Annotated in this window: 21 protein-coding genes; 12 read left to right on the top strand and 9 right to left on the bottom strand. The window is 61.3% G+C overall.

Annotated elements, in window-relative coordinates; all coding sequences use genetic code 11:
- Positions 1–152 precede the first annotated feature (152 nt).
- Positions 153–1,565, bottom strand: a complete 1,413-nt coding sequence (locus HX811_RS08090) for an amino acid permease (protein WP_177045500.1) — start codon at positions 1,563–1,565, stop codon at positions 153–155.
- Positions 1,566–2,090: 525 nt separating this feature from the next.
- Between HX811_RS08090 and HX811_RS08095 the strand changes: the two genes are divergently transcribed.
- Both HX811_RS08095 and HX811_RS08100 read left to right on the top strand, forming a co-directional pair.
- Positions 2,091–2,228: a hypothetical protein gene (locus HX811_RS08095; protein ID WP_003175756.1), complete on the top strand. Its 138-nt coding sequence runs from the start codon at positions 2,091–2,093 to the stop codon at positions 2,226–2,228.
- Positions 2,229–2,305: 77 nt separating this feature from the next.
- A complete protein-coding gene (locus HX811_RS08100; RefSeq protein ID WP_177045502.1) occupies positions 2,306–3,265 on the top strand; it encodes a leucyl aminopeptidase in 960 nt (319 codons plus the stop codon).
- 211 nt (positions 3,266–3,476) lie between these two features.
- Here the strand turns inward: HX811_RS08100 and rluB are convergent, their stop codons facing one another.
- The 6 genes from rluB to HX811_RS08130 form a co-directional block, all read right to left on the bottom strand.
- Positions 3,477–4,724: a 23S rRNA pseudouridine(2605) synthase RluB gene (gene rluB, locus HX811_RS08105; RefSeq protein ID WP_177045504.1), complete on the bottom strand. Its 1,248-nt coding sequence runs from the start codon at positions 4,722–4,724 to the stop codon at positions 3,477–3,479.
- 143 nt (positions 4,725–4,867) lie between these two features.
- The gene (locus HX811_RS08110; protein ID WP_003220079.1) at positions 4,868–5,059 is read right to left on the bottom strand and encodes a DUF1289 domain-containing protein; all 192 of its coding nucleotides are present in this window, start codon (positions 5,057–5,059) and stop codon (positions 4,868–4,870) included.
- Positions 5,060–5,185: 126 nt separating this feature from the next.
- The gene (gene scpB / locus HX811_RS08115; RefSeq protein ID WP_177045506.1) at positions 5,186–6,133 is read right to left on the bottom strand and encodes an SMC-Scp complex subunit ScpB; all 948 of its coding nucleotides are present in this window, start codon (positions 6,131–6,133) and stop codon (positions 5,186–5,188) included.
- 12 nt (positions 6,134–6,145) lie between these two features.
- Positions 6,146–6,844 carry a ScpA family protein gene (locus HX811_RS08120; protein WP_173406103.1) on the bottom strand — a complete coding sequence of 233 codons (699 nt, stop codon included), beginning with the start codon at positions 6,842–6,844 and terminating at the stop codon, positions 6,146–6,148.
- Positions 6,845–6,964: 120 nt separating this feature from the next.
- Positions 6,965–7,594 carry an L-threonylcarbamoyladenylate synthase gene (locus tag HX811_RS08125; RefSeq protein ID WP_003220075.1) on the bottom strand — a complete coding sequence of 210 codons (630 nt, stop codon included), beginning with the start codon at positions 7,592–7,594 and terminating at the stop codon, positions 6,965–6,967.
- 13 nt (positions 7,595–7,607) lie between these two features.
- Positions 7,608–8,471: a PHP domain-containing protein gene (locus HX811_RS08130; protein WP_003220073.1), complete on the bottom strand. Its 864-nt coding sequence runs from the start codon at positions 8,469–8,471 to the stop codon at positions 7,608–7,610.
- A gap of 87 nt (positions 8,472–8,558) precedes the next feature.
- On the opposite strand from HX811_RS08130, the gene HX811_RS08135 reads away from it, so the two are divergent.
- The 7 genes from HX811_RS08135 to HX811_RS08165 all read left to right on the top strand — a co-directional run bounded on the left by HX811_RS08135 (position 8,559) and on the right by HX811_RS08165 (position 14,163).
- Positions 8,559–9,155, top strand: a complete 597-nt coding sequence (locus tag HX811_RS08135; protein ID WP_177045508.1) for a septation protein A — start codon at positions 8,559–8,561, stop codon at positions 9,153–9,155.
- Position 9,156: 1 nt separating this feature from the next.
- Positions 9,157–9,456 carry a YciI family protein gene (locus HX811_RS08140; protein WP_087692655.1) on the top strand — a complete coding sequence of 100 codons (300 nt, stop codon included), beginning with the start codon at positions 9,157–9,159 and terminating at the stop codon, positions 9,454–9,456.
- A gap of 106 nt (positions 9,457–9,562) precedes the next feature.
- On the top strand, positions 9,563–9,970 hold the full coding sequence (locus HX811_RS08145) for a hypothetical protein (RefSeq protein ID WP_003220067.1): 408 nt from the start codon (positions 9,563–9,565) through the stop codon (positions 9,968–9,970).
- 7 nt (positions 9,971–9,977) lie between these two features.
- Positions 9,978–10,655, top strand: coding sequence for a response regulator transcription factor (locus HX811_RS08150; protein ID WP_003220065.1), 678 nt, complete (start codon positions 9,978–9,980; stop codon positions 10,653–10,655).
- 244 nt (positions 10,656–10,899) lie between these two features.
- Positions 10,900–11,364, top strand: a complete 465-nt coding sequence (locus HX811_RS08155; protein ID WP_003220064.1) for a Spy/CpxP family protein refolding chaperone — start codon at positions 10,900–10,902, stop codon at positions 11,362–11,364.
- A 65-nt stretch (positions 11,365–11,429) separates the two neighbouring features.
- Positions 11,430–12,773 carry a cell wall metabolism sensor histidine kinase WalK gene (locus tag HX811_RS08160; protein ID WP_003220063.1) on the top strand — a complete coding sequence of 448 codons (1,344 nt, stop codon included), beginning with the start codon at positions 11,430–11,432 and terminating at the stop codon, positions 12,771–12,773.
- Between the two features lie 40 nt (positions 12,774–12,813).
- Positions 12,814–14,163 carry a CoA transferase gene (locus HX811_RS08165; RefSeq protein ID WP_177045510.1) on the top strand — a complete coding sequence of 450 codons (1,350 nt, stop codon included), beginning with the start codon at positions 12,814–12,816 and terminating at the stop codon, positions 14,161–14,163.
- A 124-nt stretch (positions 14,164–14,287) separates the two neighbouring features.
- On the opposite strand, the gene HX811_RS08170 is transcribed toward HX811_RS08165, so the two are convergent.
- On the bottom strand, positions 14,288–15,151 hold the full coding sequence (locus tag HX811_RS08170; RefSeq protein ID WP_177045514.1) for a DNA-3-methyladenine glycosylase: 864 nt from the start codon (positions 15,149–15,151) through the stop codon (positions 14,288–14,290).
- A 2-nt stretch (positions 15,152–15,153) separates the two neighbouring features.
- The gene (gene arcD, locus HX811_RS08175) at positions 15,154–16,581 is read right to left on the bottom strand and encodes an arginine-ornithine antiporter (protein WP_003220058.1); all 1,428 of its coding nucleotides are present in this window, start codon (positions 16,579–16,581) and stop codon (positions 15,154–15,156) included.
- 413 nt (positions 16,582–16,994) lie between these two features.
- On the opposite strand from arcD (HX811_RS08175), the gene arcD (HX811_RS08180) reads away from it, so the two are divergent.
- The 3 genes from arcD (HX811_RS08180) (at position 16,995) to HX811_RS08190 (ending at position 20,783) form a co-directional block, all read left to right on the top strand.
- Positions 16,995–18,422: an arginine-ornithine antiporter gene (gene arcD, locus HX811_RS08180; RefSeq protein ID WP_003220056.1), complete on the top strand. Its 1,428-nt coding sequence runs from the start codon at positions 16,995–16,997 to the stop codon at positions 18,420–18,422.
- A 24-nt stretch (positions 18,423–18,446) separates the two neighbouring features.
- Positions 18,447–19,703 carry an arginine deiminase gene (gene arcA, locus HX811_RS08185; protein WP_003220054.1) on the top strand — a complete coding sequence of 419 codons (1,257 nt, stop codon included), beginning with the start codon at positions 18,447–18,449 and terminating at the stop codon, positions 19,701–19,703.
- Positions 19,704–19,772: 69 nt separating this feature from the next.
- Complete coding sequence (locus HX811_RS08190) at positions 19,773–20,783, top strand: ornithine carbamoyltransferase (RefSeq protein WP_003220053.1); 1,011 nt, start codon at positions 19,773–19,775, stop codon at positions 20,781–20,783.
- The last annotated feature ends 17 nt before the right edge of the window (positions 20,784–20,800 follow it).

The raw sequence follows: 20,800 nt of genomic DNA on the forward strand, positions 1-20,800 counted from the left end.
GTGCCGGAGTGCGGGCATGCCGAGCCTAGGCGAGGCACCGAGTGGTGGGGCAAAGACCTTTTGGTTACTTTTGGGGCGTTTGCCAAAAGTGACCCGCTGTAAGAGCGGAACCATAAGTCGCCGTTACCGCAGCAACGGATATGTACCCGAGATCAACCCCGACTCAACACCACCCCCTCCCGAGCCTTGCGCCTGTTCTTGATGCCGTAGCAAATCCACATAAACACCACCCAAACCGGAATCGCATACACCGACACCTGAATCCCCGGAATCAGCAGCATCACCCCAAGAATAAACACCACAAACGCCAGGCAAACATAATTCCCATACGGATACCAAAGCGCCTTGAACAACGGCACCTGCCCCGTCCGATCCATATGCTGCCTAAACTTGAAATGCGAAAAACTGATCATCGCCCAGTTGATCACCAGGGTCGCCACCACCAGCGACATCAACAACTCCAGCGCATGCTGCGGAATCAGGTAATTCATCAACACCGCCACCAGCGTAATCGCCGCCGACGCCAGGATCGACCGCACCGGCACCCCGCGCTTGTCGATCTTCGCCAATGCCCGCGGCGCATCACCCTGCTCGGCCATCCCCAACAGCATCCGACTATTGCAGTAAGTGCCGCTGTTGTAGACCGACAACGCCGCCGTCAGCACCACAAAGTTGAGAATATGCGCCGCGGTATTGCTGCCCAACATCGAAAACACCTGCACAAACGGACTGCCGCTATAGGCGTCCCCGGAGGCATTCAGGGTCTCCAGCAAGCTGTCCCAAGGCGTCAACGACAACAGCACCACCAACGCGCCGATGTAGAAAATCAGGATCCGGTAGATCACCTGGTTGATCGCCTTCGGAATCACCGTGCGTGGCTTGTCCGCCTCAGCCGCAGTAAACCCGAGCATCTCCAGGCCGCCAAACGAGAACATGATGATCGCCATGGCCATCACCAAACCACCCACGCCATGGGGAAAGAACCCGCCGTGCTCCCACAGGTTGGTCACCGAGGCTTGTGGCCCGCCGGTGCCACTCACCAACAGGTAACTGCCCAGGGCGATCATGCCGACAATGGCGACCACCTTGATGATCGCAAACCAGAACTCGGCCTCGCCGAAGACTTTGACGTTGGAAAGATTGATCACATTGATCAGCACAAAAAACGCCGCCGCCGACACCCAGGTCGGGATTTCGGGCCACCAGTAGTGCACATATTTGCCAACCGCCGTCAGCTCCGACATGCCCACCAGGATGTACAAAATCCAGCAGTTCCAGCCCGAAAGGAAGCCGGCGAAACCGCCCCAATACTTGTGGGCAAAGTGGCTGAAGGAACCGGCCACCGGCTCTTCGACGATCATCTCGCCCAGCTGGCGCATGATCATGAAGGCGATAAAGCCGCAGATGGCATACCCGAGGATCATCGACGGCCCGGCGGATTTCAGCACGCCGGCCGAACCCAGGAATAACCCGGTGCCAATCGCGCCACCGAGGGCGATCAGTTGGATATGGCGATTTTTCAGGCCGCGCTTCAGTTCGCCTGAATGCGAGTTGGCTTCACTCATGGAAAGGGTCTCACGCAAGGTTTGAGGGTGCTCATGGAGGGGTGCTGCTTTGGTAACGGGCTACAGCAGCGCCGATCAAACCCCGGTCCAGCGTTTTTTCTTACGGTCATACGTCACCTGTTGTTTTTATCTGTGACGAAATCGAACCCGACGGGCTTGTGGCCAGGCGGAATGAACAAGGCGGATAGCCCTGAGAGAGTGGGATCACAGTAAAACGCGGCGCATTGTACACCGCCAAACCTGTCTGGGCTGACAGGATGCGGTGCGGCAGATAGGAGGGACATTAGGAAAATTCTTTCAGATAACGAGAAGTTGACGAAAGGACTATTCCTACAAAACGATGCAGCCAACACTCTGTTTCATCGACATAAACCAAATCGCCATCAAAACGGAATAAAAAATCCAAATGGAACCGTGTCAATAAAAATTTTGCAATCCCAAACACTCTCTTCTAGGTTCATCCACTTGCCCAGCGCAGCAAGCTGGCAAGCTCGTTCTCAAACAACGTCATCTAGGAGATTCACCATGCAAGCACTGGAAAATGACCTGGAAACCGAACTGCAACTCGACGATTGGTTTGAAGCGCCGACCCATGAGGCCGCCGTTGAAATGATGCAAGCCGATGCCGTCGTGCCGTTCGGCACCGCGATGTGGCCTTTCTAATCTGATCAGGCACCCCGGCAGGTGCGGGACGCCGCACCTGCCACTGCTCCTACCGAAGGCTTTGAAGGAAGGACGTCATGGACAAGGCCCGCGCCGTCGAACATTTTCTGTATTACCTCGCCCATCACCCGGCCCTCGCCGGCCTGCACCGCCCCACCATTTTGCTTGGCCATACCGAACGCTACGACGCCATCACCCAGTCGATCATCCAGGGCAGCGCCGCGCGTTTCGACTTCCAGGTACAACGCCTGGACCAGGCCCCCAGCGAAACACTGGCCAAGGCCATCGAAGGCTGCGACCTGTACATGTTCCTCTACGATTCCTCGACCCTGCCCAACCCACGCGCCGAAGGCCCGGACTTTATCCGTGCCCTGCAAGGCGTGATGGCCGAGCACTGGAAAAAATCCCTGCTGCTCAAGGACTACGGCGACTATTTCTACGACACCTTCAGCGTCGCCCCACAGCGGATTGCCGACCTCAACGCCACCTTGATCCGGCGCATGTCCCAGGCCCGCGTACTGAGCTTCAGCGACCAGCATGGCTCGCGCCTTGAAGCACCCATGAGCAGCATCAAGAAGTGGACCAATATCAACGGCATCGGCAACCACGACCTGGCGCCCGGCGAGATCGCGACCCACAGCGAGGCCATCAACGGCCAGGTGCGGTTTGTCGGCACCTTCCTCAGCACCATTCCCTTTGCGCGCAAATACGGCGTGCTGCAATCACCGCTGGAACTGTGGATCGAGAACTCGACCATCTGCACCGTGGCCAGCGAAGTGCCGGGGCTGGCGGATGACTTCAACAAATACCTGAATGCCAACCCGTCCAATCGCCGGGTGGAAGAACTGGGCATTGGCACCAATGAAGGCGTGAAGGATTTGTATGCGCGCAACGCCGGCTTTGAAGAGCGTCATTGCGGGCTGCACCTGGGATTGGGTGGCGGGCAGAAAGGCAGCCACCACCTTGACCTGATCTTCGCCAGCGGCGTGTTGGCCCTCGACGATAAACCCGTGTTCGATGGGGCTTTCATGTTCTGACACGCCCGCCAAAACAATGGAGATCAACTGTGGGAGCGGGCTTGCTCGCGAATGCGGTGTATCAGTTGATACATCCAGTGACTGACCCACCGCATTCGCGAGCAAGCCCGCTCCCACAATGGACCTGCTTTGCTCATAGAGCAGGTTCCAAATCCAGGCCCAAAAAAAACGCCAACCCGAGGGTTGGCGTTTTTATGCAGCGCTTAACGAATCACTGCGGCTTCTTGCGACCAAAACCTGGACGCTGGCCGGAACCGGCCGGTGCACCACGACGCTTGCCCGATGGCGCGTCATCGACCAGCTTCAGGCCCGGGCGCTTTTTCGGCGATGGCTTGGCTGGGCGTTTGGTGCTGGCGCTGTCGTCGGGACGGCCGGCAGCCGGAGCACCACGACCAGACTCGCCACGGTTACCGCGACCGCCGGCAGGTGCATCACCACGACCCGCTGGACGCGGTGCGCGCGGCGCACGTTCGCCATCCTGACGGGGCGGTGCCGAAGGGCGACGCTCGCCTTCGATGTGCGGCTCGCGGGAGATGCGGCCGCCCGTGGCCGGTGCATCCAGCGCAGGGCGCAGGGTGCGGGCAACACGGTCGGTACGCGCCACCGGACGCGACGATTTACGCTGCATACGCTCAAGCTTGTCTTTGCTCTTGGCGTTCATCTGCGGCATGGCCACCGGCGTCAGGCCGACTTCGGCACTGAGGATATCGACTTCGTACTGGCTCATTTCGCGCCAGCGGCCCATCGGCAGGTCGGAGTTGAGGAACACCGGGCCGAAACGCACGCGCTTCAGGCGGCTGACCACCAGGCCCTGGGATTCCCACAGGCGACGTACTTCACGGTTACGGCCTTCCATCACCACGCAGTGGTACCAATGGTTGAAGCCTTCGCCGCCCGGCGCCTGCTTGATGTCGGTGAACCTGGCCGGGCCGTCTTCCAGCACGACGCCGGCTTTCAAGCGCTCGATCATTTCGTCATCGACTTCACCACGCACACGTACCGCGTATTCACGGTCCATCTCGTAGGAAGGGTGCATCAGGCGGTTGGCCAGCTCACCGTCGGTGGTGAACATCAGCAAGCCGGTGGTGTTGATGTCGAGACGACCGATGTTGATCCAGCGGCCTTCTTTGGGGCGCGGCATCTTGTCGAATACTGTTGGACGGCCTTCCGGGTCGTCACGGGTGCAGATTTCGCCATCAGGCTTGTTGTACATGATGACGCGGCGCACCGATTCGGCGGCCTCTTCACGCTTGATGACCTTGCCATCAATGGTGATGGCATCGTGCAGGTCGACGCGCTGGCCAAGGGTGGCTTCAACGCCGTTGACCTTGATGCGCTTCTGGGTGATCCAGGCTTCTACGTCGCGGCGCGAGCCTACGCCGATACGGGCGAGGACTTTCTGCAGTTTTTCGCCTGCGGGGCCGATTTCCTGGGTGTCGTTCTGGTCTTGGTCACTCATCTTAAGCACCTCCCGGTGTGTCGATTCAGGCTTGGCCTGAAGATAGTAAAAGCTGGGCTTTTGGCGAACGCATCGCCAAAGGGTCGCGAATCATACGCTCATGGCGCGCGTTGCGCATCAGAGACTAGTCGATAAGTGCGGGCTCATTTGCCTTTCCGCCGACCGGTGGCACCCAGCGCCAGCAGGCGCAGCTCGGCTTCGGCGAGTACCGTGCGCTTGTCGACCTTGTCGAGTTTCTTCCAGGCACGGATCTCGCGCTTGCTGCGCCCGCAGCCCACGCAGATGTCATCGGTGAATTTGCAAATGCTGATGCAGGGGTCTTTGGTGGAGCTCATTGAAATCCTCCCAGGCACTGGTTTTCTGTGGGAGCTGGCTTGCCTGCGATGGCATCACCTCGGTGTAGCAGAAAGACCGAGTCGCCTGCATCGCAGGCAAGCCAGCTCCCACATTTTGAAGCGGCGTCAGTCTTCGAATTGGCGGCGTTCGTTTTCGATGGCTTCGGCCAGTGCCTGGGCTTCGGCCTCTTCGTCGCTCAGTTCGGGCTGTTCGAGAGCGGCTACGGCGGCCAGGAGTTTGGCGCGGGCTTCGGCCACACCGAGGATATCTTCCTCCGGCTCGGGTTCAACTTCGACTGGCAGCTCAACCTCAACGTTCAGTTGCAACGCAGGCTCCTGCTCACCGTCACTGACCGCACCATCACGCAGCAAGTCATCGAAGTCGGTCTTGATGCCCTGCTCCATGTCATCCAGTTCCAGCAACAATGTGTGGAAACTGGTTTCGTCCTTCGGCTCTTCCGGCTCGGCGCTGGCGTCGGCCAGCTCCTGCAACCCGGCGGGCACCGGTGCGTCGTCGAAATCCAGGACCGGGTCCGGCTCCATCTCCCGCAGCTCGGCCAGCGGCGGCAAGTCGTCGAGGTTTTTCAGGTTGAAGTGGTCGAGGAACACCTTGGTAGTGGCAAACATCGCCGGCTTGCCGGGCACGTCGCGGTAGCCAACGATCCTGATCCACTCCCGCTCCAGCAACGTCTTGACGATATGGCTGTTGACCGCGACGCCGCGCACGTCTTCGATCTCGCCCCGGGTGATCGGCTGGCGATAGGCGATCAGCGCCATGGTTTCCAGCATCGCGCGGGAATAGCGCTGCGGGCGTTCTTCCCACAGGCGGCCGACCCACGGCGAAAACTTCTCGCGAATTTGCAGGCGATACCCGGAAGCCACTTCCCGCAGCTCGAAGGCACGGCCGTCGCAGGACTTGCGCAGAATCTCCAGGGCCTTCTTGAACACCGGCGGCTCAGGGCGCTCGGCTTCTTCAAACAGTTCGAACAGGCGCTCCAGGGATTGCGGCTTGCCCGAGGCCAGGAGAAAGGCTTCCAGCAGCGGAGCCAGTTCGCGGGGTTCAGTCAGATTCATCGATTCAGCTCTTTATTCGGCTCGCGCCCGCACGTGGATAGCCGCAAAAGGCTCATTCTGGACCAGCTCGACCAAGGATTCCTTGACCAGCTCAAGGATCGCCATAAAGGTCACGACTACCCCCAGGCGCCCTTCTTCCTTGGTAAACAGCTCGACAAACGGCACAAACCCGCCGCCCTTGAGGCGATCCAGCACATCACTCATGCGCTCGCGGGTGGACAGTGCCTCGCGGCTGACCTGGTGGCTTTCAAACATATCGCCACGGCGCAGTACTTCGGCCATGGACATCAGCAACTCTTCCAGGCTCACGTCCGGCAGCAGCTTGCGCGCCCGGGCTTCCGGGGCGTCGAGCTTGGGCACCACCACATCGCGGCCGACCCGGCTCAAACCGTCGATGCCTTCGGCCGCGGCCTTGAAGCGCTCGTACTCCTGCAAGCGGCGGATCAGTTCGGCGCGGGGGTCATCCTCTTCCGCCTCGATAGTCTCCGAGCGCGGCAGCAGCATGCGTGACTTGATTTCCGCGAGCATCGCGGCCATCACCAGGTATTCAGCGGCCAGTTCCAGGCGCACGGTCTGCATCAGTTCGACGTAGCCCATGTACTGGCGGGTGATTTCCGCCACCGGGATGTCGAGGATATTGATGTTCTGCTTGCGGATCAGGTACAGCAGCAAGTCCAGCGGACCTTCGAAGGCTTCGAGGAAGACTTCCAGCGCATCCGGCGGGATGTACAGGTCCAGCGGCATTTCCATGACGGCCTGGCCGTAGACCATGGCAAATGGCAGTTCCTGCTGGGCGCCCGCCTGGCTGTCGACGGTTTCCACGGCCGACATTCAGGCCTCGACCATGAACGGTGCCGGGTCGCCACACCCCACACGCACCACTTCCGGCTCGCCATCGGCCAGGTTGATCACGGTGGAGGCCTTGTTGCCGCCGTAGCCGCCGTCGATGATCAGGTCGACGTGTTTTTCCAGCAGCCGGCGCATTTCATAAGGGTCGTACAACGGCTCTTCTTCCCCCGGCAGGATCAGTGACACACTCATCAGCGGCTCACCGAGTTCGGCCAGCAGCGCCAGGGCGATCGGGTGTTCCGGCACCCGCAGGCCGATGGTGCGCTTCTTCGGGTGCAGCAGCAGGCGCGGCACTTCGCGGGTGGCGTTGAGGATGAAGGTGTAGGGCCCCGGCGTGTGTGCCTTGAGCAGGCGGAAGGTGCCGGTGTCGACCTTGGCGAACAGCCCCAGCTGGGACAGGTCGCTGCAAATCAGTGCGAAGTTGTGGTTCTTGTCCAGGTCACGCAGGCGTCTTACGCGCTCGACCGCATTCTTGTCGCCGATCTGGCAACCGATGGCGTAGGACGAATCCGTGGGGTAGATCACCACGCCACCGGCACGAATGATCTCCACGGCCTGTTTGATCAGGCGCGCCTGCGGGTTTTCCGGATGAATCTGGAAGAATTGACTCACGTGTTCTACCTGTTCAGACGGTGGCAATAATGGGGTCATGTTTGAAGCGACACCAAAGGGGCGGCAAATCTTCCGGAACGGCGCGGTACTCGCCAATCTCGGACCAGCCGCCGGGGCCATGAAAATCACTGCCGGCGCTGACCAGCAGACCAAATTCGCGGGCAAGAATCGCCAGGCTGCCTACCTGCTCGGCGGGTTGATGCCCGTTGACCACTTCGATTGCGTGGCCGCCCGCTCCAATATAGTCGCCAATCAGCTTGCGACGCTTGCTGCGGGTGAAATCGTAATGCCACGGATGCGCCAGGCTGACCCAGGCACCTGCTGCCCGCAGTGTGCCAACGGTGTCTTCCAGGGTTGGCCAGTGTTGCTTGACGTCCCCCAGCTTGCCGGCACCCAGCCATTTGCGGAACGCTTCGGCGCGATCCTTTACAAAACCTTCACGCACCATCCAGTCGGCAAAGTGCGGGCGGGCCGGAGCGTTGCCGCTGTCACCCAGTTCCTGCTGGATGGCGCGGGCGCCTTCCAGGCCGTTGGGCATGCCCTTGAGGGCCAGCTTGCGGCTTATTTCTTCGGACCGCAGCCAGCGGCCATCGTGCAATTTGGCGATGGCCTCCACCAGCGGCGGCGCGTTGACGTCGAAACCGTAGCCCAATACGTGGATGGTTGCGCCGCCCCAGGTGCAGGACAATTCAACCCCGTTGACCAGTTGCATGCCCAACGCATGCGCCGCCTCGCGGGCCTCTGCCAGGCCTTCGAGGGTGTCGTGGTCGGTCAACGACAGGACTCGCACGCCTTTTTCAAACGCACGCGCAACCAGGACCGCGGGCGCCAGGGCGCCGTCGGAGGCTGTGCTATGGCAGTGCAAATCAACATTCACGGGAGTGTGTAACCTCAAGTCAGCTGGCGCTTTCGCTACCAAGGATGTTTGTTATTATGCCGCCACATCCAGCTTCTGGCTCTTACTGTGAAACAATTCATCGACTTCATCCCGCTGTTGCTGTTTTTCATCGTTTACAAAACCGACCCTCGCGTTATCGATCTTGCCGGCCACGAGCTGACTGTCGGCGGCATCTACAGCGCCACGGCGGTGCTGATCATCAGCTCCGTGGTGGTCTACGGCGCGCTCTTCATCTCCCAGCGCAAGCTGGAAAAAAGCCAATGGCTGACCCTGATCGCCTGCCTTGTGTTCGGCAGCCTGACCCTGGCCTTCCACAGCGAAACCTTCCTTAAATGGAAAGCCCCGGTGGTCAACTGGCTGTTCGCCCTGGCCTTTATCGGCAGCCACTTCATCGGTGATCGCCTGCTGATCAAGCGGATCATGGGCCACGCGCTGACCTTGCCGGACCCGGTGTGGACCCGCCTGAACATTGCCTGGATCGTGTTTTTCCTGTTCTGCGGCGCCGCCAACCTGTTCGTCGCCTTTACCTTCCAGAGCTACTGGGTGGACTTCAAGGTGTTCGGCAGCCTGGGCATGACCGTGCTGTTCCTGGTCGGCCAGGGTATCTACCTGTCGCGCCACCTGCATGACACCGACCCTACCACGCCGAAAACCGAGGACTGACATGCTCTACGCCATCATTTCCACCGACGTCGCCAACTCCCTGGAAAAACGCCTGTCCGTACGCCCGGCCCACGTCGAGCGCCTGAAACAGCTGCAAGCCGAAGGCCGCCTGGTACTGGCCGGCCCGCATCCTGCGGTAGACAGCAACGACCCGGGAGATGCCGGTTTCATCGGTAGCCTGATCGTCGCCGAGTTCGCCTCCCTGGCGGCGGCACAAGCCTGGGCCGACGCTGATCCGTATGTAGCGGCCGGCGTGTACGCCCAGGTGCTGGTCAAACCGTTCAAGCAAGTCCTGCCTTGATTCGTTGCGCGCTGAACCAAATGGCTTCAGCGCACTCCTAAACGCTCATTATTCCCGGTAACCTGCCGACAACGTTCTGAATATTCGTGTGGAATCAGGAGTTCCGATGCGCTTACGTCAGTTGTGTCTGTTGGCAGTGTTAATGATCGGGGCTACGGCCCACGCTGAAGAAACCTCGAACACCGGCAGTTCCACGCCCCTGTCCTTGAGTGCCGGCAGCCAGATCACCGATTTGCAGCAACGTTTGAAAGAAAGCGAACGCCAGCGCGATGAGCTGAGCAAGCAATTGCAAAGTGCTGACGCCACGCGGGAAAGTACCCAACTGAGTAAACTGCGCCAGGAGAACCAACGCCTGGTCCAGCAACTCAAAGAAGCACAGGGCAGTGCCTTGCCACGCTGGCTTACCGAGCAACAACAATGGTTCGTGACCGGCGGGGCAGTCGCGCTGATCGCCCTGTTATGCGGGATCTTCGCCAGTGGCGGGCACCGGCGCCGTCGACAATGGCTAAATTGAGTGAGTCATGAGCGAGCTGTTACTGATAGATGATGACCAGGAGCTCTGTGAGCTGCTGACCAGTTGGTTGAGCCAGGAAGGTTTCCAGGTGCGCGCCTGCCATGACGGCTTGAGCGCCCGCAAGGCATTGGCCGAAGCCGCCCCGGCGGCCGTGGTGCTCGACGTGATGCTGCCCGACGGCAGCGGCCTGGAGCTGCTCAAGCAATTGCGCAGCGACCACCCGGAACTGCCGGTGCTGATGCTCTCGGCCAGGGGCGAACCCCTGGACCGGATCCTCGGCCTGGAACTGGGCGCCGACGACTACCTGGCCAAACCCTGCGATCCTCGTGAACTGACCGCGCGCCTGCGCGCCGTGCTGCGCCGCAGCCACCCGGCCGCCGTGTCCACTCAGCTGGAGCTGGGCGACCTGTGCTTCAGCCCGGTGCGTGGCGTGGTCACTATCGATGAACAGGAATTTGCCCTGACCGTGTCCGAAAGCCGCCTGCTGGAAGCCTTGCTGCGCCAGCCCGGCGAGCCGCTGGACAAGCAGGAACTGGCGCAAATCGCCCTGGGCCGCAAGCTGACCCTGTATGACCGCAGCCTGGACATGCACGTCAGCAACCTGCGCAAGAAGATCGGCCCGCACCCGGATGGCCGGCCACGGATCGTGGCGCTGCGTAGCCGCGGCTATTACTACAGCCTCTAGCCCGCGTAGCAGCTGTCGAGCCTCGGCGAGGCTGCGACAGCATCTCCTCGGTACAGGTGTCAGACCGCAGCGCCTGCCTCGCAGCCTCGCCAAGGCTCGACAGTTGCTACGGTCGCCAATAGTTTTGTCAGCCCCGCCCAAAATCCTCTTTACCCAAGCTTTACCGTCCCCTGACTGCCGCTGACCTTGATCTCCGTAATCTACTCACATCCGGACTCACCGGAATAGAGACAGGAGAATCACCATGCGCAAGACCCTTATCGCTTTGATGTTCGCTGCTGCCCTGCCAACCGTTGCCATGGCCGCTGCGCCAGAAGGCCCAGGCCCGATGGGCGGTCCTGAAGGCCACATGATGGGTGGCCCAGGTCACGGCGGTGAACACGGCATGCGGGGCAAAGGTGGCCCTTTCAGCCAGCTGGACCTGAGCCCTGAACAGCGCCAGCAGATCGGCAAGTTGATGGGCCAGCAATGGCACGCTCGCAAAGAGTTGGTGCGCAAGTACCTGGACAAACTGCCAGCCGCTGATCAGAAAGCCATGAAAGACGAAATGGCGGCCGCCAAGCAGAAAACCCAGACCGACATCCGTGGCGTGCTGAAACCCGATCAACAGAAGAAATTCGACGAGATCGTGAAGAAACAAGCCGAGCGCCGCGCCGAGTGGAAGGAATTCCAGGCCTGGAAAGCCCAGCAGCCGCAAAAAGCGCAATAATGATCTAGCTTCACTCCCAGCCCAGTGGCCACCGCCGCTGGGCTTTTCCTGTTTGAGGGTTTCTTGTGCGTTCATTGTTCTGGCGCGTCCTTGCCAGCTTCTGGCTGGCCATCGCCCTGGTTGCCGGGTTGTCGATCCTGCTTGGGCATATGCTCAACCAGGACGCCTGGATTCTCAGCCGCCACCCTGGGCTCAATAACCTCGCGCAGGAATGGACGCAGCTTTACGAGGCCCAGGGCGAAGACGCCGCCCAGGAGCTGCTGCAGCAGCGCAAGCGTCAGTACCACATTGACGTGCAAGTGCTTAACGAAAGCGGCGAGCCTGTGGTGCGCGGCACCTTCCCGCGCCGCGCCGCCGCCCTCGAAGCCCGGCAAAACGACAGCCAGGACCGCCACCTGCCCTGGCGCCGGCTGACCGCCGAGTACACCAGCGAAAAAACCGGCGACACCTACCTGCTGATCTACCGCATTCCCCACCCGGAACTGGACGCCTGGCACCGCAGCAGCCTGCTCTGGCCGTTGAGTGCCCTGGCGATTGCGCTGGTGGTGCTGACCCTGTTCAGCCTGTTGGTGACGTTGTCCATCACTCGCCCCCTCAGCCGCCTGCGCGGCGCAGTGCACGACCTGGGCCAGACCACCTATCAGCAGAACAGCCTGGCGCGGTTGGCCAACCGTCGCGACGAATTCGGCGTACTGGCCACCGACTTCAACCGCATGGGCGCCCGCCTGCAAAGCCTGATCGGCAGCCAGCGCCAGTTGCTGCGGGATGTGTCCCACGAACTGCGCTCGCCCCTGGCCCGCCTGCGGATCGCCCTGGCCCTGGCAGAACGGGCCACGCCCGAAGCGCGGGAAAAACTCTGGCCGCGCCTGACCCGCGAATGCGACCGCCTGGAAGCGCTGATCAGCGAAATCCTGGTACTCGCCCGGGTCGATGCCGATAACGCCAGCGCCGAAGACATCGACCTCAACCCGTTGCTCCGGACCCTGCAAAAAGACGCCTTGCTCGGCGCGCCGGACCAACCCGTGCAACTGGATGCCGAGGCCGGGCTGCACCTCAAGGGCTGGCCGACCATGATCGAACGCGCGGTGGATAACCTGCTGCGCAACGCCCAACGCTTCAACCCGCCCGGGCAACCGATTGAAATGGAAGCCAGACGTCAGGGCGAACGCATTGTGATCAGTGTGCGCGACCACGGCCCCGGCGTGGATGCCGAACACCTGAGCCAACTCGGCGAGCCGTTTTACCGCGCCCCGGGGCAAACCGCCCAAGGGCACGGACTAGGACTGGCCATCGCGCGGCGCGCCGCAGAGCGCCATGGCGGCAGCCTGATCCTGGCCAATCATCAAGGCGGCGGCTTTATCGCCAGCGTGGATCTGCCACTGGAGCCGGGGGTTGTCATTCAACCCTGATGATCTTCTATGATGGTCCTTCTCATTAGGAGGGCCTTTGATGACTGATCTGCTCACCCCCATCCAGGAAGCACTCGATTTACCCGTCACCCCGCTGGCCTTTACCGAGGCCGGCGCCCTGCCCTCGACCTTTGCCGTCACCGAACTGGCCAGCGCCAGCATCGGTGCCGCGGGCCAGGCGGTTGCCCAGTTGCTGTTGCAGCAAACCGGGCGCCTGCCCTCGGTGACCGTGGACCGGCGCCTCGCCTCGTTCTGGTTCTCCTCCTCGCTGCGCCCCGACGGCTGGACCACCCCGCCGCTGTGGGACCCGATAGCCGGCGACTACGCCTGCACCGATGGCTGGATTCGCCTGCACACCAATGCACCGCATCACCGTGCCGCCGCCGAGCGCGTACTCGGGCAGGTCGCTGATCGTGACGCGATGGCCGCGAAGGTTGCGCCATGGACCGCTGCCGAGCTGGAACAGGCGATTGTCGAGGCGAACGGCTGTGCGGCGCAGATGCGCTCATGGCAAGACTGGCAGGTGCATCCACAAGGCTTGGCGGTCAATCAGGAACCGCTGGTCCATCGCCAGACCTTTGCAGCCCTCAGCGACAAACCCTGGCTGGGCTCGGTGGCAAGGCCGCTGGCGGGCATCAAGGTGCTGGACCTGACGCGCGTATTGGCCGGCCCCACCGCCAGCCGTTTTCTCGCAGGCCTCGGCGCCGATGTACTGCGCATCGACTCCCCTGACTGGAACGAACCCGGCGTGGTGCCGGAAATGACCCTGGGCAAACGTTGCGCCCGCCTGGACCTGAAACACCCCGACGACCGCCTGATCTTCGAACACCTGCTCAAGGACACCGACATTCTGCTGCACGGCTACCGCGCCGATGCTTTGGAGCAGTTGGGCTACGGTGAGGCCGCGCTGCAAGCCCTCGCGCCTGGCCTGATCGACGCCAGCCTCAACGCTTACGGCTGGAGCGGCCCGTGGCGCAATCGCCGGGGGTTCGACAGCCTGGTGCAGATGAGCACCGGGATTGCCGAGGCTGGCAGGCAGTGGAAAAACTCGGACAAACCGGTGCCGCTGCCGTTGCAGGCGCTGGACCACGCCACCGGGTATTTGATGGCGGCCAGTGCGATCCAGGCGTTGAGTGAACGCTTGAAATCCGGCCGCGGCGGTTCGGCACTGTTGTCCCTCGCGCGCACGGCAAAGCTGTTGGTGGACGCAGGACAAGTCCCGGAACAACTACCGCTGCGGGCCGAAGAACCGGGTGATCAAGGCTTGGTGGTGGAGCAAACCGCCTGGGGCCCGGCCCACCGCTTGCTGCCCCCGGTGACCATCAGCGGGACACCGTTGCAGTGGGATTTGCCCGCAGGGGAATTGGGCTCACACCGCCCTCAGTGGTGACCGAAAAATCCTGTGGCGAGGGAGCTTGCTCCCGCTGGACTGCGCAGCAGGCCCCAGCTTTTGGGTCAATGGGGCCGCTTCGCGCCCCAGCGGGAGCAAGCTCCCTCGCCACAGGTATGCAGAATCAATCCGCGCGGCTCAGTGATGTCCACAAATGCTGCGCCGCATAGGCTCTAAGCGGTCGCCAGGCCTCAGCCCGCGCCAGCAACTGGCGCGGGCTCACCGGCCCGCCTTCCAGCGCCACCAGCGCATTGATCAAACCGATATCCCCCGAGGCAAACGCATCCTGCTCGCGCATCTGGCGCATGGCGATGTACTGCGCCGTCCAGTCACCAATCCCGGGTAATGCGACCAACCGCGCCACACCTTCCTTCAGGTTCGCCTTCGCCTGGAAAATCTGCGGGTCATCCAGAAACGCCTGGGCCACGCCCGACAAGGTACGCCCGCGACTTTTCGGCATGCCGAGGGTTGCCAAATCCGCGGCTGCCAGCACCTCGGCCGAAGGAAACACATGGGTCACACCGGCATGGGGCGTCACCAGCGGCGTGCCGTACTGCGCCACCAGCTTGCCCGCCAGCTTGATCGCCGCCACCACGCTAATCTGCTGGCCCAACACCGCGCGGATCGCCAACTCCAGCCCATCCCAGGTTCCCGGCACCCGCAAGCCAGGACGCGCCGCCACCAAGCTCGCCATCAAGGGATCATTCGCCAATTGCCGGTTGATCCGCTTCGGGTCTGCCGACAGGTCAAACATGTCCCGCAACCGCCGCTCAATCTCCGGCAACGCAGCCGGGTCGGGGAAGTCCACCGTTACTTCAAGCCAATCACCGGCCCCCGGTGACACACTGAGCCAACCCTGCTGACCGTCGACACTGATACTGCGCGAGTAAACGCCTGCGTCCACCGTCTCCATCCCGCTGATCGCCCGTGCCGACAAAAAGCCCGACATCGCCGCCCAGTCATACGGCGCCTGATACGCCAGCTGCATTCTCACAACGACAATACCCCGCTGTACAACCCATACGCCGCCAGGCTCGCCCCGGCGATCACGCAGGCGAAAATGCCTTTTTCCAGATGGGTAAACAAGGGTTGGCCCTGCTCGCGCTTGGCCAGGGCAAACAGGATCACGCCCGGTGCATACAGCAGCGCCGACAGCAGCAAGTACTTCAGGCCACCGGCGTAGAGCAGCCACACCGCATAGGCCAGGGCGATCAGGCTCACCAGCAGGTCCTTGGTGCGTTCGCCATGGGCGCCTTCGTAGGTTTCACCGCGGCCGCTCAACAGCACCGCATACGCCGCCGACCACAGGTAGGGCACGAGGATCATCGACGACGCCAGGTAGATCAGGGTGGTGTAGGTGCTTTCCGAAAACAGCGTGATCACCAGGAACAGCTGGATCATTACATTGGTCAGCCACAACGCATTGACTGGCACCTGGTTGACGTTTTCCTTTTTCAGGAACGCCGGCATGGTCTTGTCATGGGCGGTGGCGTAGAGAATTTCGGCGCAGAGCAACGCCCACGACAGCAGCGCACCCAGCAACGAAACCGCCAGGCCGATGCTGATCAACAGCGCGCCCCACGGGCCAACGATATGTTCCAGCACCCCGGCCAGGGACGGGTTTTGCAGGTTGGCCAGTTCCGGCTGGCTCATGATCCCGAGCGACAGCAGGTTGACCAATACCAGCAGCGCCAACACCCCCAGGAAACCGATGACCGTGGCCCGGCCCACATCCGAGCGTTTCTCGGCCCGCGCCGAGTAGACACTGGCGCCCTCGATGCCGATAAACACAAACACCGTGACCAGCATCATGTTGCGCACCTGATCCACCACGCCGCCGAAATTCGGATTACTCAGGCCCCAGATATCCCGGGTAAAGATATCGGCCTTGAATGCCACGGCGGCGATCACGATAAACATCACCAGCGGTACGATCTTGGCCACGGTGGTGATCTGGTTGATGAACGCCGCCTCCTTGATCCCGCGCATCACCAGGAAATGCACCGCCCACAACAACACCGATGCGCAGCCAATCGCCACCGGGGTATTGCCCTGGCCGAACACCGGAAAAAAGTAGCCGAGGGTACTGAATAGCAACACGAAGTAACCGACGTTGCCCATCCAGGCACTGATCCAGTAGCCCCAGGCCGACGAGAAACCCATATAGTCGCCAAACCCGGCCTTGGCGTACGCGTATACGCCGGAATCCAGTTCCGGCTTGCGGTTGGCCAGGGTCTGGAACACAAAGGCCAGGGTCAGCATGCCCACGGCGGTAATGCCCCAGCCAATCAACACCGCGCCTACCTCGGCCCGCGCCGCCATGTTCTGCGGCAACGAGAAAATCCCGCCGCCGATCATCGAGCCCACCACCAGGGCGATCAAGGCATTGAGGCGCAGCTTTTCCGAGGATTGGGACATGAACACTCCTGAACAAAACAACCATTGAGCCAACAACTGTGCACTCAACTAACTTATTAAGCCGGCGCAGCGTTTATTAGATATAGCCAATAAAGGCGCCTGCTTCATAACTTAAAGGCATGACAATAAACAGCGTTAAGGCAAATTTATAATTTAAATAACGCTGCGCTGTAAAAGTTTGCATATCTGTAAATACGGGCTAGCTTCAAAGGTCCATGCTAATGAGAAAACCTGTTGTTTGAAACGCAGAACCGCTCTACGACGAGCCTCTGCGAGGCACCTGAGCGCCCGTACCTTTCATCATAAGTCATTAATTCACAATGGAATGTGCCAATGAAGTGATCTGAGTCAGCTGTTTGATTAGCGCACGGATTTATTCTGTGGTCTCTCTTCTCCTGCATTGGAGTCATGCGATGTCTGAATCTCCCGGAAAACTTCGACTCGGCGCACTGGTTGCACTTGTCGTGGGTTCAATGATTGGTGGCGGGATCTTCTCACTGCCGCAAAACATGGCGGCCAGCGCCGATGTCGGCGCGGTACTGATTGGTTGGGTGATCACCGCCGTGGGCATGTTGACCCTGGCGTTCGTGTTCCAGACCCTGGCCAATCGCAAGCCCGACCTCGACGGCGGGGTCTATGCCTACGCCAAGGCCGGGTTTGGCGACTACATGGGTTTCTCATCCGCCTGGGGTTACTGGATCAGTGCCTGGTTGGGCAACGTCGGCTATTTCGTGCTGCTGTTCAGCACCCTCGGTTACTTCTTCCCCATCTTCGGCGAAGGCAACACCCCGGCGGCGGTGATCGGCGCGTCGGTGCTGCTGTGGGCCGTGCACTTCCTGGTACTGCGCGGGATCAAGGAAGCCGCGTTCATCAACCTGGTGACCACCATCGCCAAGGTGGTGCCGCTGGTGCTGTTTGTGTTGATCGCGCTCTTCGCGTTCAAGCTGGACATCTTCACCGCCGACATCTGGGGCGTGAAAAACCCGGACCTGGGCAGCGTGATGAACCAGGTGCGCAACATGATGCTGGTCACCGTCTGGGTGTTCATCGGCATTGAGGGTGCGAGCATCTTCTCGTCCCGCGCCGAAAAACGCTCCGACGTCGGCAAGGCCACGGTGATTGGTTTTATCACCGTGCTGCTGTTCCTGATGCTGGTGAACGTGCTGTCCCTGGGGATCATGACCCAACCGGAACTGGCCAAGCTGCAAAACCCGTCGATGGCCGCCGTGCTGGAGCACGTGGTGGGTCACTGGGGCGCGGTATTGATCAGCGTCGGCTTGATCATTTCCTTGCTGGGGGCGCTGCTGTCGTGGGTGCTGCTGTGTGCGGAGATCATGTTCGCCGCCGCCAAGGACCACACCATGCCGGAGTTCCTGCGTAAGGAAAACGCCAACCACGTGCCGGCCAACGCCCTGTGGCTGACCAACGCCATGGTGCAGATTTTCCTGGTGATCACGCTGTTCTCGGCCAGCACTTACCTGTCGCTGATCTACCTCGCCACCTCGATGATCCTGGTGCCTTACCTGTGGTCGGCGGCCTATGCACTGCTGCTGGCGGTGCGCGGTGAAACCTATGAAAGCGCCCCGGGCGAACGCAGGAAAGACCTGCTGATCGGCGCCATCGCGTTGATCTACGCGGTCTGGCTGCTGTACGCCGGTGGCACCAAGTACCTGTTGCTGTCCGCCCTGCTCTACGCCCCTGGCGTGATCCTGTTCGCCATGGCCAAGCATGAATTGGGCAAACCGATTTTCACCAACGTCGAGAAGCTGATTTTCGCCGCAGTCGTCATAGGCGCCCTCGTGGCGGGCTATGGCCTCTACTCCGGCTTCCTGACCCTGTAATCATTGTTCACTGGAGGATCTGTAATGACCACGGAAAAAGTGAAGTACGGCGTACATTCCGAAGCCGGCAAACTGCGCAAAGTCATGGTGTGCTCCCCAGGTTTGGCCCACCAGCGGCTGACCCCAAACAACTGCGATGAACTGCTGTTCGATGACGTGCTGTGGGTAGCCCAGGCCAAGCGCGACCACTTCGACTTCGTGACCAAGATGCGCGAGCGCGACATCGATGTGCTGGAAATGCACAACCTGCTGACCGACATCGTCGCCATCCCCGAAGCGCTGGACTGGATCCTGGAGCGCAAGATCACCGCCAACCAGGTGGGCCTGGGGCTGGTCAATGAGGTCAGCTCGTGGCTGCGCAGCCTGGAGCCGCGCAAGGTCGCCGAGTACCTGATCGGTGGCGTGTCGGCCGATGACCTGCCGAGCAGTTTCGGTGGCAAGACCATCGAGATGTTCCGCGATTTCCTCGGCCACTCAAGCTTCATCCTGCCGCCGCTGCCCAACACCCAGTTCACCCGCGACACCACCTGCTGGATCTATGGCGGCGTGACGCTGAACCCGATGTACTGGCCGGCGCGACGCCAGGAAACCCTGCTGGCCAGCGCCATCTACAAATTCCACCCCGAGTTCACCAACGCGGACTTCCAGGTGTGGTACGGCGACCCTGACCAGGAACACGGCAACGCCACCCTGGAAGGCGGCGACGTGATGCCGATTGGTAACGGCGTGGTGTTGATCGGCATGGGCGAGCGTTCCTCGCGCCAGGCCATCGGCCAACTCGCCCTGAACCTGTTCAAGCACAAGGCCGTGGAGCGTGTGATCGTCGCCGGCCTGCCGAAATCCCGCGCGGCGATGCACCTCGACACCGTGTTCAGCTTCTGCGACCGCGACCTGGTCACGATCTTCCCGGAGGTGGTCAACCAGATCGTCGCCTTCACCCTGCGCCCGGACGAGACCAAGCCCGGCGGCATCGACATCCAGCGCGAAAAAACCAACTTCCTCGACACCGTCGCCGCCGCCCTGAACCTCAAGGCCCTGCGTGTGGTGGAAACCGGCGGCAACAGCTTCGCCGCCGAGCGCGAGCAGTGGGATGACGGCAACAACGTAGTGGCCGTGGAGCCTGGCGTGGTGATCGGCTACGACCGCAACACCTACACCAACACCTTGCTGCGCAAGGCCGGTGTGGAAGTCATCACCATCAGCGCCGGTGAACTCGGCCGTGGCCGTGGCGGCGGCCACTGTATGACCTGCCCGATCATTCGCGACCCAATCGACTACTGATATTCAAACCCTGGCCGCCGCTCATAAGGCGCCGGCCAGGGGGATAACCTAAACAGAAGGAGATCCACCATGGCTTTTAATATGCGCAACCGCAGCCTGCTGTCGCTGATGCACCACACCACCCGCGAGCTGCACTACCTGCTGGACCTGTCCCGCGACCTCAAGCGCGCCAAATACACCGGCACCGAGCGTCCGCACCTGAAGGGCAAAAACATCGCGCTGATCTTCGAAAAAACCTCGACCCGCACCCGTTGCGCGTTCGAAGTGGCGGCCCATGACCAGGGTGCCCACGTCACCTACATCGACCCGGTGTCGTCGCAGATCGGCCACAAGGAAAGCATGAAGGACACCGCCCGCGTCCTCGGCCGGATGTTCGATGCCATCGAATACCGTGGCTTTGAACAGGAAATCGTCGAAGAGCTGGCCAAGTTCGCCGGGGTGCCGGTGTTCAACGGCCTGACCGCCGAATTCCACCCCACCCAGATGATCGCCGACACCCTGACCATGCGCGAGCACAGCGACAAGCCGCTGCATGACATCAGCTACGCCTACCTGGGCGACGCCCGCTACAACATGGGCAACTCGCTGCTGATGATCGGCGCCAAGCTCGGTATGGACGTGCGCATCGGCGCGCCTAAAGCCCTGTGGCCCCATGCTGACTTCATCAAGCAATGCCAGGCATTCGCCGAGGAAAGCGGCGCGCGCATCACCATCACCGAAGACCCGAAGGAAGCGGTGAAAGGCGTGGACTTCATCCACACCGATATCTGGGTGTCCATGGGCGAACCGGTGGAAGCGTGGGACGAGCGCATCGAGCAACTGCTGCCGTACCAGGTCAACGCCAAGATGATGAAAGCCTCGGGCAACCCACGGGTGAAATTCATGCACTGCCTGCCGGCGTTCCACAACAGCGAAACCAAGGTCGGCAAGGACATCGCCGCGCGTTATCCAAACCTGGCCAATGGCGTGGAAGTGACCGAAGAAGTGTTTGAGTCCCCGGCCAACATTGCCTTTGAACAGGCGGAAAACCGCATGCACACCATCAAGGCGATCCTGGTGTCGGCGCTGGCGGATATCTAAACCAATACCGCTCCCAC

The organism is Pseudomonas sp. F8002, assembly GCF_013385495.1.
GTDB lineage: Bacteria > Pseudomonadota > Gammaproteobacteria > Pseudomonadales > Pseudomonadaceae > Aquipseudomonas.

Bases quoted from the DNA above. Each gene is read 5' to 3' on its own strand.
- arcD (WP_003220056.1), top strand. From the start codon at position 16,995: ATGTCTGAATCTCCCGGAAAACTTCGACTCGGCGCACTGGTTGCACTT.
- HX811_RS08150 (WP_003220065.1), top strand. From the start codon at position 9,978: ATGAGCGAGCTGTTACTGATAGATGATGACCAGGAGCTCTGTGAGCTG.
- rluB (WP_177045504.1), bottom strand. From the start codon at position 4,724: ATGAGTGACCAAGACCAGAACGACACCCAGGAAATCGGCCCCGCAGGC.
- arcA (WP_003220054.1), top strand. From the start codon at position 18,447: ATGACCACGGAAAAAGTGAAGTACGGCGTACATTCCGAAGCCGGCAAA.
- HX811_RS08165 (WP_177045510.1), top strand. From the start codon at position 12,814: ATGACTGATCTGCTCACCCCCATCCAGGAAGCACTCGATTTACCCGTC.
- scpB (WP_177045506.1), bottom strand. From the start codon at position 6,133: ATGAATCTGACTGAACCCCGCGAACTGGCTCCGCTGCTGGAAGCCTTT.
- HX811_RS08140 (WP_087692655.1), top strand. From the start codon at position 9,157: ATGCTCTACGCCATCATTTCCACCGACGTCGCCAACTCCCTGGAAAAA.
- HX811_RS08155 (WP_003220064.1), top strand. From the start codon at position 10,900: ATGCGCAAGACCCTTATCGCTTTGATGTTCGCTGCTGCCCTGCCAACC.
- HX811_RS08170 (WP_177045514.1), bottom strand. From the start codon at position 15,151: ATGCAGCTGGCGTATCAGGCGCCGTATGACTGGGCGGCGATGTCGGGC.
- HX811_RS08190 (WP_003220053.1), top strand. From the start codon at position 19,773: ATGGCTTTTAATATGCGCAACCGCAGCCTGCTGTCGCTGATGCACCAC.
- HX811_RS08145 (WP_003220067.1), top strand. From the start codon at position 9,563: ATGCGCTTACGTCAGTTGTGTCTGTTGGCAGTGTTAATGATCGGGGCT.
- HX811_RS08090 (WP_177045500.1), bottom strand. From the start codon at position 1,565: ATGAGTGAAGCCAACTCGCATTCAGGCGAACTGAAGCGCGGCCTGAAA.
- arcD (WP_003220058.1), bottom strand. From the start codon at position 16,581: ATGTCCCAATCCTCGGAAAAGCTGCGCCTCAATGCCTTGATCGCCCTG.
- HX811_RS08095 (WP_003175756.1), top strand. From the start codon at position 2,091: ATGCAAGCACTGGAAAATGACCTGGAAACCGAACTGCAACTCGACGAT.
- HX811_RS08100 (WP_177045502.1), top strand. From the start codon at position 2,306: ATGGACAAGGCCCGCGCCGTCGAACATTTTCTGTATTACCTCGCCCAT.
- HX811_RS08110 (WP_003220079.1), bottom strand. From the start codon at position 5,059: ATGAGCTCCACCAAAGACCCCTGCATCAGCATTTGCAAATTCACCGAT.